A 14,140-nucleotide genomic window follows, 5' to 3' on the forward strand; every position below is an offset into this window, starting at 1 on the left:
CCTTCGGGTGGTTTTTTTATATGAAAATAAATGCATGTGAGCGCAATGCTGAGCAAACTTAGCGTTAAAATAAGCGCAGCAAAATCTGGGATGTGTAATATGAAGTTGGTGTCTTTGCCTAATAAAATTTTAAACTGTGGTAATTTGCAATTAGATTTGTCAGAGCCACATGTGATGGGGATTTTAAATGTCACACCGGACTCTTTTAGTGATGGTGGCAAACATAATGGTAAAGACCAAGCTATAGCACATGCCTTACAAATGATTGCTGATGGCGCGACAGTGATTGATGTCGGTGGTGAGTCAACACGTCCAGGCGCATCTGTTGTTGAGGTTGAAGAGGAAATTCGACGGGTCGTACCCGTCGTTGAAGCATTATCCAAACACAATGTGGTGATTTCTATCGATACCTCGCAACCTGAGGTGATTGAGGCAGCGGTTCAAGCAGGTGCGCATATCTGGAATGATGTACGTGCATTAACTCGGCCGAATGCCTTAGAAACCGCTGCAAAACTGGATATTCCAGTGATCATTATGCATATGCGTGGAGAACCCACCACGATGAATAATCTAGATCAGTATCAAGATGTCGTTGCTGACGTCATCGATGAATTAAAGCAACGTGTGCAAGATGCATTGGACGCAGGCGTCCGTGCAGAAAATATTATGATTGATCCGGGTTTTGGTTTTGCTAAAAATGCGCAGCAAAACTTAAAGCTTTTACAGCAATTCTATCAATTGAATAACATGGGCTATCCGATCCTGTCTGCATTATCACGTAAGCGTTTTATCGGTGAAGCACTTGGTGGTGCAGATGCACAAAATCGCGCTGTAGGCTCGGTTGCAGCGCATTTACTCAGCATTCAACAAGGTGCATGTATGGTTCGCGCACATGATGTCAAAGCGACGGTAAATGCGATTCGTGTTTGGCAAGCCATGCAGAATGCAGTGTGATTTGAAAATACTGAATCCCAATAAATTTGGTGAATTGTAGTATTTGTGTTATATAAGCGCCCTGAATGTTTTGTGATAGAGTTTCGTATGTTTGCAGATTTACTGCTACCCATGTTTGATGATGAATATTACCCAGATGTGTTGGTTGCAGAGGTGAAGTTATTGGTTGTTCAATTTGCGAAGAAAATCGCAAAAGCAGATTTAAGTTCAACTGATATCTACCATTTTGCCAATGAAACGGTTGCACAGCTCAATAAGATGAAACCTCAATTTGAAGATTTAGATTCGTCTTTGGATGATACGGCTGCAGATTATATTGCAGAAGCCATGATGATGGTGCTGCAAGACGAAGGCCATATGGATATTGAAATGGAAGAGTTAGTTGCTAACCGAGAATGGTAATTGAACTTTAAAAAAAGCCCTGTAGTGACAGGGCTTTTTTGTGTCTAGGGATTTAAAAAATTATTTAGCTTTGTCTATAAAATCTTTAAACGATGATTTGATCGATGCTGATAGTTTCTGTTCTTCTTGCATGGCTTGTAAGTGTAGGGCGTAGAAATACGTTTGATGCTCTTTTTGTTTTAAGGATTGTTGATAAGACCAAAATGCCAGTTGGCGAAGCTTTTGTAGTTTTACTCGTTCAATGGCACTGCTATCACGTTTATAAAACAATTCAGTAAATACACATAAAAAAAGACTGAAAAAAAGTCCACAGAGACTGATGAGGTTTAATACATCTGTTTGTAGATATTTAAAGTTAGTAGCGAGGATAAGTGTGAATCCCCCAAGGAGATACAGTTGTATTTGCAGACGTTGAACTGCAAACTTACTGCTAAAACGTGCTTGATAATGTGCATACCAAACATAGCAATAGATCAAAGGAAGAATAATCAATACACCAAGATTGAACGCCATTTTGGGGGCGTGAATTGAAAGTGCCGTTGAAAGTATATGCCCAAGTGCTGCGCTGCCAAGTGAGATAAAAAGTATCAGGCAAAAGCTAAAGATTAAAACGGGTGCAGTGGGTGTTAGATTGATAATTTTGAAATGCGCAAACAGCAACCGTTGATAACAGGCATCGGGATGCTTGAGTTGTAGTGTAGGGAGATCAAAATCTGAAGATATTAGCATTGAATAATAATAGATTTATAAATTTTAGGCATAAAAAAACCAGCAAATTGCTGGATCTTTTATTGCACCAATCTTAGAAGTATAAGAATGGTGCCCGAGGCCAGACTCGAACTGGCACGCTTTGTGGGCGGGGGATTTTAAATCCCCTGTGTCTACCGATTTCACCACTCGGGCATGTGCGCAATAATAGAGGACGAAATGGACCTTGGCAAGTGTATTTGATGGTGTTTGTTTTAAAATCAATCAATTCATGCATATAAGTTGAAAATATTCAAAAATATTGATGTATTGAATGACATTTTGAGCAGTGAATTAAAGTTTTTTTCACTACACCAAAGTCAACTTATTTCATTAACTCATCAAGATAATGTTCAACATTTTGGTGCTTTAGCTTTTTACACAGCTGATTTTCCTGATGTAGCATTTGTATGTGCAAATTTTGGAACTGGGTAAAGCGCTCAGATAACCACTTGTAGTTTGCTTGATTCGGATTACTGAGCATTAAACGTAATTTTGCTTTAAGCATTTGTTTATACGACCAATAAGCAATACGACGTGTTTCATGCAGAAAATAGTATTCTTGGGTGTTACTTCCACCTTTGAATAGATTTTCTTTATAAAAACGCACAAAGCCGAAACTCATGGCGAAAAAGAACAATACAGATTGAACAAAGGTGCTTTGTAAAAAGGCGATATTGAGTAATTGTAATAAAATCACGATCGCAAGTCTGAACGGCGTATTTTTCAAACTTTGATACAGGGACATTGAACTGTGCTTGATTTGCTTGATGACTAAGGGCACAACCAGCATGAAAAACAACATAATACTTAGTACAGCAATACCATGAGCTCGAAACTCACTCATATTAGGTAAATACAGTTGCACTGCATGACCAATACTCATGCTCAAAGAAATAAAAATCATCGCCGCCAAAACCCAAGGAATAAGCTCTTTGAGTTCGTCTAAAATGCCTTGAGTTTTCAGTTGGCTATAAAATAAATAATTATGTTTAAAGGCTGCTGGATATTGCTGTTTCAGTTGTTGAAGGTAAAGTGCAGCCGGTTTTTTTTGAGCCATATTGTGACGTTAATATTAAAGCGTGAAAGTAATATAGTTGATTTCGATATTTTTGACAGAATTTTTTTTCTAAATCATGTTGTATATCTGAACATTATAAGAGAAAACGCAATTTCTATAGCGAAGGTCGCAGTTTTCACGCTGCTTTTATGCGAAAATACATACTTATTGAATATTAAGTTTTTATAGGCAGTTTATGACTGATCATTCTCCTGAAACATTAAGCGATATCGAAATTCTAGACATTCTTCAGTCGATGAAATCAGATGTTTTAAATACTGAAGCAAATGAAGTGATTCGTAGTGGGGGGAAAGCTGGTCGTCAAGAGGCTCATAAACAAGCTTTGGTGAAATTAAATCAAGCATTTGAAGATAAATTTGTTGAAGCTGTGACTTTGGCTTTAGGCTTAAATGAAGGCCAAAGTAAAAAAATTCGCTATAAGAAAGACCGTATCCGTATTTTGAAAGTTCGTGGTATCGATTATTTAGCGATTGATGGTGCTGAAACTGCACAAGTATTGTCACAAGTTGCACAAGCAATTGTACGTGAAGACGCAACGGTGACTCATGACCTGCATAATATTTTCCCATTTTGGAAAGAAGGATGGCCAATGGTGCAATTCGACAATGTCTATAAAATTTTAGAAGATGACATTCGTATTCATTATGAAGCAGTTTTAGAGGCATTAATTTCAAAGCATTAATTACTACAAATGAACCTGTGAGTGTAAAGCACTGGCTAGTTCTATTGTTAAACATAAAAAAGCACCTGATGGTGCTTTTTTTATCTTTAAAATTTTAAGTTAAGCTCGAATAAAACGGAAACATCCCAAAGATCAGGCCTGCTGCTAACATGACAAAACACGTGATTACAGCCCAGATAATGGTAAATTTCTGATGTTGTCCAAACTCGATACCTGCAAGTCCACAGAGTAAATAGGTCGAAGGAACAAGCGGAGAGAGTAGGTGTACAGGTTGCCCTACGATGGAGGCACGTGCCATTTCTACAGGTGCAATTCCATAATGAGCGGCAGCATCGGAAAGAATCGGCAAAACCCCAAAATAGAAAGCATCATTCGACATAAAGAAAGTCATCGGCATACTGATGACAGCGGTGATCGGTGCTAAATAGGGGCCCATACTTTCAGGGATAATTGCCACAAGTTGTTTGGACATGGCTTCTACCATACCTGTTCCAGCTAAAATACCGGTAAAAATACCTGCAGCAAAAATAATACCGACCACGTTTAAAGCACTACCTGCATGATGTGCGATTAGCTTTTTCTGCAAGTCGACATTTTTGTAGTTGACGACTAGCGCAATACACAAAGCTACCATGAATAAAATAGGCATAGGTAAAATACTGAAAACCAGACAAATCATCAAAATGACGGTTAACAGTGCATTGAACCAACGTAGATCTGCGCGGTTGGCTTCTGGATTATCTGAGATTTGAATGTTTTCACCATGACTGATATCCAATTGGACAATTCCCAGACGCTTTCTTTCCATTCGACCATACATGGTTCCCAAAAAGTACAACCAGCCGATGGCAAATAGCATCGGTATAACCATCGGAACAAAAACATCACTTGGGTCGACATGAAGTGCGCTGGCGGCGCGGGCTGTAGGCCCACCCCATGGCGTAAGGTTCATAATGCCGCTAGAGAGCATAATCAAACATGCCATAATCAATGGGCTCATACCTAAGCGCTTATAGAGTGGCAGCATGGCCGCAACACAGATCATATATGTTGTAGAACCATCTCCATCCAAAGAGACAATTAACGTCAGGGTAATGGTTCCAAGAACGACTTTTAAGGGATCACCTTTGACCATTTTTAAAATAAATTTCACCGAAGGGTCGAACAAACCTGTATCAATCATGATGGCAAAATACAGAATCGCAAAAAGCAGCATGATGCCAGTCGGTGCAAGTTTTTTTACACCTTCAATCATCATGTCGCCAATTTCATTTATTTGTATGTGTGACAAGCTGTCAAAATAAAAACCAAGTAACCACGCAATCAAGGCAAAAAGTAGGGGAATTAAAGTCAGTGCGACAAGTGGGCTTAAGCGTTTCGACATGATCAAATACATAAAGCACAAGATCATGCCCAAACCGAGTACGGTTAACATGGTTCATTCCTTTGAAATATAAAGCTGTTTTTAAATCCAAGGGCAGAGCATAAAGAGAAATTTCATCAGTCAAAACAAAGGTGAGAAAATGTGAAATACATCACTATTTTAATAAGAAATAGTCATTAATAATGAAGGTATTAAAGAAAGGCAGTTATTCGATTTATTTTAATTTTTATTCAAAAAAAGTGGTCTGTTTACATATATTCAACATCTGTAGAGAACTGTAAGTGCGTGTAGATCCAGTTTGATCACAATAAGTGCGCTTAAGCAAAAATAGACAGTAGCGTCCGAATCGGCCAACTAAAAAATCGGAACCAAAAAATTAAGGGATTATAAAAGAACAGACCAAAATGCATGGTTTCGTCAAAATGTTGTCTGCCGCGTTCATAGGGATAAGGCGTTAAAAACCAAGCAGTGACGATCAGTGCAACACCGAGCAATAGAAATAAAGGTTGTGGATGAGCTTTGAAAAAATAATAGATCAGATAAGCCCCAGTATAAAAACTAAAGCAAGTCAAAATCGCTTTAAGTGAAAAAGACATCTTCGTATTCCATCGTATTTATATTTTATTGTTTTAGAAAAAAGAAGAATCGAATTAATACGATTCTTCTGGTGTATCAAGTTCAGTTTCAGTCTGTTGTAAGCGGGTCACTAATAATTGGTCAATTTTAAAGTGGTCTACATCCACAACTTCAAATTTGTAGCCATGATAGGTAACAAAGTCCGCTGGACGTGGAATTTTACGTAGTTTAAACATCATAAAGCCTGCAAGGGTTTCATAGTTTTCTTCATCCGGCATTTCATCTAGAGCGAGTGCATGTTTTAGATCTTCGATTGGTGTACTGCCATCGATAAGCCAAGAATCTGCATCTCGTTTAATAATTTGTTGCTCTGCTTCAATCGGTGTTACCCAGTCGCCCATCACGGTAATCATAATGTCGGAGAGGGTAATAACGCCGACAACCAACGCATATTCGTTAATTACAACGGCAAATTTTTCTTTGGTTGAGCGGAAGCGATCGAGTAACTCGGACAGTGTTAAGGTATCTGGAATCGTGAGAACATTACGAATAGTATTTTCGTTGAGTTGTAAAAGTGACTGATTGTTGAGGATACGAACCAAAATATCTTTGGCATCTACATAGCCAATCACATCATCAATATTTTCACTACAGACCAAAAACTTCGAATACGGAAATTCAGCGAGTTTTTGACGAATACTGGCTTCTGATTCTTTTAGGGTAAAGTACACCACGTTTTCACGTGTGGTCATACTTGAAGGGACGTTACGTTCTTCCAGCTCAAATACGTTTTCAATAAAGTGGTGTTCTTGCTTTTGTAGTACACCAGCTTGAGCACCGGCATCCATCACGGCTGAAATATCGTCAAAGGTAATATTGTCATCACGTGTTGTATTCACTTTAAATAAACGAAACAACAAATTGGCAATGGCATTAATCACCCACGCCATTGGCTTACACACCTTAATAAAGATTTGAATCGGGTCTACAACAGCAACGGCAATTTTTTCAGGAGCGATCATCGCCAAACGTTTTGGCATCAAATCAGCAAATAGAATGAATAAGGATGTGACTAAAGTAAACGACAGGGTGAAACCGATAGTTTCAGTCCACGGGCCCTGATAAAAACGAGTGACTAAGCTAATGAAGTAAGGACGAAAAGCACCTTCACCCAAAATACCGCCAAGAATTGCCACAGCATTTAAGCCAATTTGTGATGCGGCGAAAAAGTCTGCTGAGTTGGCTTGTAAGTCAAGCACACGTTGTGCACGTGAATCTCCAGATTCAGCCAAAATTTTAAGTTTTACTTTTCGTGCACCCGCAAGGGCAATTTCTGTTAATGAAAGAAAACCCGCACCGACGATCAGGAGAATAATAATGACAATATTTTGGAAAAGGCTCACGAATACACCTGTTTGTGATTCATTCTATTTTTCTGTATTTCTAACACAAAAATGGGCAAGGTAGTAGTCTTAACTACTACCTATATAGTGACAGTATACGTTTGAATTAATAAGGAATTAAAGAATTAATTACTGATACTGTGAAAACTGAGAGTTATTCATTAAGTATTCGCGGTTTTCTTCTTCAATCATTTGACGTGCAACATACAATATAAGTTGACGTAACCAGCGATGAGCAGGGTGATGATGAAGTAATGGACACCAAGCCATTTTTAATTCAAATTCAGGAATATAGAATGGCGGATCACGAAGTAACAGGTTTTGACTTTTGGCTTGAAGTCGAGCAATACGGCTTGGCAGAGTTGCAACCAAGTCAACATTCGATGCCAATAAGCCCGGCATTTGATAATGACGGGTGAAAACTGAAATTTTACGTTTTTGGCCAATACGTTCTAAGGCTTGATCAATCCAACCTAGACCCGCTTGTTTTTCTGGGTTGACACCAAAACCGACACCCATACCTGTTTTAGACACCCAAATGTGTTGTGCATCTAAATAGCTTTTCAGGTTTAAATTATTTGCAGCAGGGTGCTTGGCATTTAAAAGGCATGAAAAACTGTCACGCCAGACCAAAACTTGGTGGAAACTTTGCGGAATTTCATTAAAGCGGTTAATCGCCAAGTCGACTTTACCTTGTTCCATATCTCGATAAGACACATCACTAGGCGTTAAAAAATCGAGAACCACATTGGGTGCTTCTGAGCGCAAAGCTTTTACTAGGCGCGGCACCAGTGTTGCTTCAGCATAATCTGAAGTCATGATGCGGAAGACACGATTTGAGGTGTAAGGGCGGAACTCGGTACGGGGTTCCAAAATCATCGAAAGGTCAGAAAGTGCATCACGGATACGTGGCTGTAATTCAAGCGCACGTTCTGTAGGTGTCATACCTTCTGAAGAACGAATAAGAAGTGGATCATTAAATAAGTTGCGTAGACGACGTAAAATATTACTCATCGCGGGCTGAGTTACACCCAGTTGCTCGGCAGCACGAGTCACATTTTTTTCACGAAGAAGTACATCAAGATAAATTAATAGATTGAGATCGACCCGCTCCAGATTCATAAAATAAATACCGACAATAAAATCATGAAATTTATCTGATTATGCCATAACTACTAAGGCTTGTGTAAAAAATGGATGAAAAAATGACGTGTACTTTTGTACTAAAATTCGGCAGTTTTAAGACAAATTTGTTGAAGTCCCAGCGCATATTTCTTAAATACTTATTACCTTTTTAGACCGATATTTTTAAAGTGAATGAAATAAAAATACCGAGCAATTTTGATTATGCGAAGTGATGTTCATAAAACTCAAAAGTAAGATGAAATATCTCATTTACAGAATCATTTGAGGACGGAATAACCATGCATTTAGTTTGGTAAATTTGGGCAAAAAAGGCGTAAAAAATGCTTTTTTTTTTTAAAGTGAATGCTCAGTCGACTTAAGTCTAATGAAGAATAATTCATCGAAGTGTTTGTAAAATAGACAAAAAAATCAGCCAAATTTATTGATAAAATTATTTAAATACAAATACTTCTGAATATTGGTTAATTATTATAATACGACTTTAATCTACATATTTTTTAAATAAATACTGAAAATTAATGCAGAATATTGGATTAATTTTTTTAGTCAATCTACTCTGTGTCTATCGCAACGAAGTGTTCTAAATCTGAACAATCATTCGAGGGTATGATTTTAGCCTTACGTTGCAGAAAAATCCTAATATTATTACAGGAACATATCATGTCTACATACTTAACAGCGATTGATGCAATCCGTGAATTAAAAGCAAAATTCGGAAGCACTTGGCGCGATATTAGCCCAGAAGATGCTGCACGTATGCAAATGCAAAACCGTTTCAAAACTGGTTTAGACATTGCGAAATATACAGCTGCAATTATGCGTCGTGATATGGCTGCTTATGATGCTGATTCTAGCAAATACACTCAATCATTAGGTTGCTGGCACGGTTTTATCGCACAACAAAAAATGATTGCGAACAAAAAATACTTCGGTACAACTGAACGTCGTTATATCTACCTTTCTGGTTGGATGGTTGCAGCTCTTCGTTCAGAATTCGGTCCACTTCCTGACCAATCTATGCACGAAAAAACTTCAGTTCCTGCATTGATCGAAGAAATCTACACTTTCCTTCGCCAAGCTGATGCGAAAGAATTAAACGACTTATTCCGTGCGCTTAAAAAAGCAAACGAAGCAGGTGATACTGCTAAAGCTGCAGAAATCACTGCTCAAATCGACAACTTCCAAACTCACGTTGTGCCAATTATTGCGGACATCGACGCTGGTTTCGGTAACGAAGAAGCGACTTACTTACTAGCTAAGAAAATGATCGAAGCGGGTGCTTGTGCACTACAAATCGAAAACCAAGTATCTGACGCTAAACAATGTGGTCACCAAGCTGGTAAAGTTACAGTTCCACACGAAGACTTCATCGCGAAAATCCACGCTCTTCGCTATGCATTCTTAGAAATGGGTCTTGATGACGGTATCATCGTTGCTCGTACTGACTCTGAAGGCGCTGACTTGACTCAAAAAATCCCAGTGGTTAAAGAGCCAGGCGACATCGCTTCTCAATACATCAGCTACTTAGACACAACTGAAATTGACATTTCAGAAGCTCAAGAAGACGAAATCCTAATCAAGCGTAACGGTAAACTTCACCGTCCAAAACGTCTTGCTTCTGGCTTGTACCAGTTCCGTCCAGACACGCAAATCGACCGCGTTGTACTTGACTGTGTATCTAGCCTTCAAAATGGTGCTGACCTTCTTTGGATCGAAACTGCGACTCCAAACGTTGAAGAAATTGCTCACATGGTTAACCGTGTACGTGAAGTTGTTCCAAATGCGAAACTTGTTTATAACAACTCTCCATCATTCAACTGGACATTAAACTTCCGTCAACAAGCGTACGATCGTTGGGTTGCTGAAGGTAAAGACGTATCTGCATACGACCGCGCTAAATTAATGAGCGCTGAGTACGACAACTCTGAATTGGCTGCTGAAGCTGACGAAAAAGTTCGTACATTCCAAGCAGATGCTTCTCGTGAAGCGGGTGTATTCCATCACTTGATCACACTTCCGACTTACCACACTGCAGCACTTTCTACGCATGAACTTGCTCAAGGTTACTTCGGTTCTGAAGGTATGTTGGCTTATGTTGCTGGCGTACAACGTAAAGAAATCCGTGGCGGTATCGCTTGTGTGAAACACCAAGCAATGGCTGGTTCAGACATCGGTGATGACCACAAAGAAATCTTCGCTGGTGACAACGCGCTTAAAGCGGGTGACGATGCGAAAAACACAATGAACCAATTCGCTGCTCACTAAGCATTGAACTGATTCGAAAAAAAGCCCAGCGAAAGCTGGGTTTTTTTATGGCTTTAAAATCTTCTTAAATCCATTTATTGAAGTGTGTCGATATAAAAAAGCAGGGCATAACCCTGCAAATATAATGAGACCCCCTTTATTTAGGGCCAAAGGATAATTAACCAAGTAAAAAAAATAATTGCTAAAGCGACAAATTGAGCGGCACTTCCCATATCTTTGGCAATTTTAGAAAGTGGATGCTTGTCTAGAGATACCCGGTCGACCACGGCTTCAATAGCAGAATTGAATAACTCAACAATTAAGGCAAATAAACACACCACTACCATAAGGGCATGTTCAACACGACTCACATCGAGTAAGCAACTGGTGGGAATAAGCACAATATTCATCCAGACAATTTGTCGAAATGCAGCTTCATTTTGATAAGCAGCTTTGAATCCGTCGAGGGAATATTGCGTTGCATTAAAAATTCGTTTAAGTCCAGATTTACCTTTAAACGGGGAAATTTCACTCATAGCACTGTACAGACGTATAGATTTAAAAACTGGCGAAAATATAGCATGCCAAGCTTAAAGTTTTCTTGCATTCAGTTTTTATTTTATTGGGCCTAAAAGTTTAGGATGATTTACATAAGCCTGTTTCAAGTTAGTGCTATGTTTATCCAGTATTAGACTTAAAATTTGCCTGAATTTCAGGCACAATACAGGCGTTCAAATTTTTTAATTTTGAAGCCTTTGCTTCATTGCATGAAATAATAAAAGTGATATAGGTCAACAATGAAAAACTTTAGTTTTGCTGTGCTTGCAGCAACACTTTTAACCAGCCAGTTTGTCAGTGCAGAGCCGGCAGTTATTCAAACGGAAATCAAAACGAATGTGACACAGCCCATGGGATTTTATCCTTTCCAAGTGGGTGCATATAAAGTCATTGCTTTAAAAGATGGGACACTCGAATTAAGTCCTGATTTGTTTAAACAAAATTTAACTCCAGAAGAAGTCAGTGCCTTATTTCAAAAGCTTGCGGTTGATCAGAGTAAAGGCATACAAACCAGTGTCAATGCCTATCTGATTGATGATGGACAAGGTGGTATCAGTCTTGTTGATAGTGGTGCAGCCAGTTGTTTTGGTCCGAACTTAGGTTCTATTGCACAAAATATTGAAGCGGCCGGCTATAAGCTTAATCGTGTACGCAGTGTTTTCTTAACCCATTTACATCCTGATCATGCATGTGGCATTGCGAAACAAGGTAAGGCCGTATTTCCAAATGCAACGATCTACGTCAATGAGCAAGAAAGTCAGTATTGGTTAAGTGAAAATACCGTCGACACTTTGGCTGCTGAAAAACGTGAAGGTTATTTAGCGACCGTTGCAAAAATTAAAGCTGCGATTGCGCCTTATCAAACCATGCGGAGTTTTAAGACGTTTAGCGTTGGTTCGGTGATTAATGGATTAGAAGTTCTACCGAGTATTGGACATACACCGGGGCATTATTCTTTTATCTTAAAATCGCAAGCTAAAAGTTTTGCCATACTCGGCGATGTGGTTCACTCCTATCATTTACAGTTTGAACAACCCAAATTATCTGTCGATTTTGATGTCGATCCGGTCAAAGCCAGTGAAACTCGTTTAGCAATTTTTAAACGTTTTGCTCAAGAGCAAACTTTCGTTGCATTTGCACATTTACCATTTCCAGGTATTGGTAAAATAAGTGAAATGAATGATGGTCAGTTCCGTTGGAACCCGCTAAATTTAGCTCCGACAGCTCCGACAGCTCCGACAGCTCCGACAGCTCCGACAGCTCCGACAGCTCCGACAGCTCCGACAGCTCCGACAGCTCCGACAGCTCCGACAGCTCCGACAGCTCCGACAGCTCCGACAGCTCCGACAGCTCCGACAGCTCCGACAGCTCCGACAGCTCCGACAGCTCCGACAGCTCCGACAGCTCCGACAGCTCCGACAGCTCCGACAGCTCCGACAGCTCCGACAGCTCCGACAGCTCCGACAGCTCCGACAGCTCCGACAGCTCCGACAGCTCCGACAGCTCCGACAGCTCCGACAGCTCCGACAGCTCCGACAGCTCCGACAGCTCCGACAGCTCCGACAGCTCCGACAGCTCCGACAGCTCCGACAGCTCCGACAGCTCCAGCACCTCAGCCAGTGGCAACGCAGTCAGCCGCAGAATATTTGGCAAACCCGCTTTAAGGTTTCCATTGAACAATAAAAAAGACGCCTCGGCGTCTTTTTTCATTTTAGGAAAATTAGGGCTTTTGCAGTTGCGTTAAGGTTTTACGTGCCAGTCCCGGATCATCTGCAAATACACCATCTACACCAGCTTTATAGAAGTTTTCAAATTCTTTAGCTGCACCCGTATCACAACGTTCGGTCGCCACTGAGTTACATTTTAAATAGTCAGGTAAAAAACCATTTTCAGGTCTGAGCGTATAAGGATGGACTTTCAAACCAGCAGCATGGGCATCTTTGACAAAACTGGTTTGTTTAAATTCAGTGTTTGAAAAGATATACGTTTTACTTGGGCCTACACCATCTGCATATTTTGCCACTGATTTTAGGCCTTCTGCAGTGGCTAAACTTGCATAATTTTGAGGTGAGCTTTGTTGCTGTAAGTCACCCGGTATGGCAGTTGGGCTATCTAATAATTGAATAATTTTGCCATGTTTGAGGGTTTTCTTTTGCGCGAGTTGATCACGTAAGTATTTAAGATTGGTGGATTCAAAAGACTGTAAATATACAGGCGCGATATCACGTGTATAACTGTATTTGGCAAGCGTGGAGAGTAAACGATCTTCCATAGCTAGATTTTGCTGTTGGAAAAATGTTGGATGCTTGGTTTCAATATATAAACCAACAATTTTCCCGGTTTTTTTATAGTGCGCATCTGCAAGTTCAATGATCTGTTCGAGCGTCGGGATGCTGTATTGATCATTATATTGAGTGTTATTAGGACGATATTGTGCAATACGCTCACGTGCTTTTACATTTTGGGTCAGTTCATTCAAATTAAAGTCTTCCGTAAACCATCCTGTATAGTCGATACCATCGATTTTTTTGGTGGTTTTTCGATCCGCAAATTGTGACAGCGTACTAATATTGGTAGTCCCTGAAATTTCACTTTCATGGCGCGCAACCAGATAGCCATCCTTGGTTGGCACTAAATCGGGTTCGATAAAATCCGCACCATCATCAATCGCTTTTTGATATGCGGCAAGAGTATGCTCAGGTCGCAAAGCACTGGCACCACGATGCCCAACAATGACAAAACCTGTATCAGGCAAAATAGGGGGCTTGGTGACATGGGTTTTATCGTCATCCGAATTACATGCAGATAAACCAAAAACGCTAAAAAGGAGCAGTGAAGACACGCCCCATGAGGATTTCACTTTGCTAGTTATGGCTAGATTTAACTGTTTTGTTAATTGTTTTTGCATGGCGGCCTCTGCATCTTTTTATATAAATGAATGATGTTGCAGGCATACATTGCAG

Annotated in this window: 12 protein-coding genes, 1 tRNA gene and 2 pseudogenes; 6 read left to right on the forward strand and 9 right to left on the reverse strand. The window is 39.8% G+C overall.

The window, feature by feature from the left end; all coding sequences use genetic code 11:
• Nucleotides 1-99 precede the first annotated feature (99 nt).
• Both folP and G0029_RS04385 read left to right on the forward strand, forming a co-directional pair.
• The gene (gene folP / locus G0029_RS04380; RefSeq protein ID WP_218948057.1) at nt 100-954 is read left to right on the forward strand and encodes a dihydropteroate synthase; all 855 of its coding nucleotides are present in this window, start codon (nt 100-102) and stop codon (nt 952-954) included.
• Nucleotides 955-1,041: 87 nt separating this feature from the next.
• Complete coding sequence (locus G0029_RS04385) at nt 1,042-1,356, forward strand: DUF5713 family protein (RefSeq protein ID WP_078191338.1); 315 nt, start codon at nt 1,042-1,044, stop codon at nt 1,354-1,356.
• Between the two features lie 60 nt (nt 1,357-1,416).
• Here the strand turns inward: G0029_RS04385 and G0029_RS04390 are convergent, their stop codons facing one another.
• From G0029_RS04390 to G0029_RS04400, 3 genes are all read right to left on the reverse strand, one after another.
• A complete protein-coding gene (locus G0029_RS04390; RefSeq protein ID WP_180076753.1) occupies nt 1,417-1,869 on the reverse strand; it encodes a hypothetical protein in 453 nt (150 codons plus the stop codon).
• A gap of 304 nt (nt 1,870-2,173) precedes the next feature.
• Nucleotides 2,174-2,259, reverse strand: a tRNA-Leu gene (locus tag G0029_RS04395).
• A 169-nt stretch (nt 2,260-2,428) separates the two neighbouring features.
• The gene (locus G0029_RS04400) at nt 2,429-3,163 is read right to left on the reverse strand and encodes a hypothetical protein (protein WP_180107749.1); all 735 of its coding nucleotides are present in this window, start codon (nt 3,161-3,163) and stop codon (nt 2,429-2,431) included.
• Between the two features lie 196 nt (nt 3,164-3,359).
• Between G0029_RS04400 and G0029_RS04405 the strand changes: the two genes are divergently transcribed.
• Nucleotides 3,360-3,866: a hypothetical protein gene (locus G0029_RS04405; protein ID WP_078191335.1), complete on the forward strand. Its 507-nt coding sequence runs from the start codon at nt 3,360-3,362 to the stop codon at nt 3,864-3,866.
• 94 nt (nt 3,867-3,960) lie between these two features.
• Here G0029_RS04405 and G0029_RS04410 read toward each other — a convergent pair whose 3' ends face one another.
• The 4 genes from G0029_RS04410 to G0029_RS04425 form a co-directional block, all read right to left on the reverse strand.
• A complete protein-coding gene (locus tag G0029_RS04410; protein ID WP_180107750.1) occupies nt 3,961-5,301 on the reverse strand; it encodes a CitMHS family transporter in 1,341 nt (446 codons plus the stop codon).
• 266 nt (nt 5,302-5,567) lie between these two features.
• Nucleotides 5,568-5,846, reverse strand: coding sequence for a hypothetical protein (locus G0029_RS04415; RefSeq protein WP_180107751.1), 279 nt, complete (start codon nt 5,844-5,846; stop codon nt 5,568-5,570).
• 54 nt (nt 5,847-5,900) lie between these two features.
• Nucleotides 5,901-7,229, reverse strand: a complete 1,329-nt coding sequence (locus tag G0029_RS04420) for a hemolysin family protein (protein WP_180107752.1) — start codon at nt 7,227-7,229, stop codon at nt 5,901-5,903.
• 129 nt (nt 7,230-7,358) lie between these two features.
• Entirely contained in the window at nt 7,359-8,351 is a 993-nt protein-coding gene (locus tag G0029_RS04425) for a LysR family transcriptional regulator (RefSeq protein WP_078191331.1), read from the reverse strand.
• A gap of 684 nt (nt 8,352-9,035) precedes the next feature.
• Here G0029_RS04425 and G0029_RS04430 point away from each other — a divergent pair.
• Nucleotides 9,036-10,640, forward strand: coding sequence for an isocitrate lyase (locus tag G0029_RS04430; RefSeq protein ID WP_078192152.1), 1,605 nt, complete (start codon nt 9,036-9,038; stop codon nt 10,638-10,640).
• Between the two features lie 140 nt (nt 10,641-10,780).
• Here the strand turns inward: G0029_RS04430 and G0029_RS04435 are convergent, their stop codons facing one another.
• On the reverse strand, nt 10,781-11,155 hold the full coding sequence (locus G0029_RS04435) for a diacylglycerol kinase (RefSeq protein WP_180076757.1): 375 nt from the start codon (nt 11,153-11,155) through the stop codon (nt 10,781-10,783).
• Between the two features lie 372 nt (nt 11,156-11,527).
• Between G0029_RS04435 and G0029_RS18200 the strand changes: the two are divergent.
• Both G0029_RS18200 and G0029_RS18205 read left to right on the forward strand, forming a co-directional pair.
• Nucleotides 11,528-12,259, forward strand: a pseudogene (locus G0029_RS18200) (MBL fold metallo-hydrolase); the annotation flags it as partial.
• 219 nt (nt 12,260-12,478) lie between these two features.
• Nucleotides 12,479-12,616: pseudogene (locus tag G0029_RS18205) on the forward strand (hypothetical protein); the annotation flags it as partial.
• Nucleotides 12,617-12,897: 281 nt separating this feature from the next.
• Here the strand turns inward: G0029_RS18205 and G0029_RS04445 are convergent.
• Nucleotides 12,898-14,085 (reverse strand): glycerophosphodiester phosphodiesterase family protein, encoded by a 1,188-nt coding sequence (locus G0029_RS04445; RefSeq protein WP_180107760.1) that lies wholly within the window; start codon nt 14,083-14,085, stop codon nt 12,898-12,900.
• Between the last annotated feature and the right edge of the window lie 55 nt (nt 14,086-14,140).

Origin of the sequence: Acinetobacter sp. YH12138 (assembly GCF_015218525.1) — a bacterium.
Lineage (GTDB): Bacteria > Pseudomonadota > Gammaproteobacteria > Pseudomonadales > Moraxellaceae > Acinetobacter > Acinetobacter amyesii.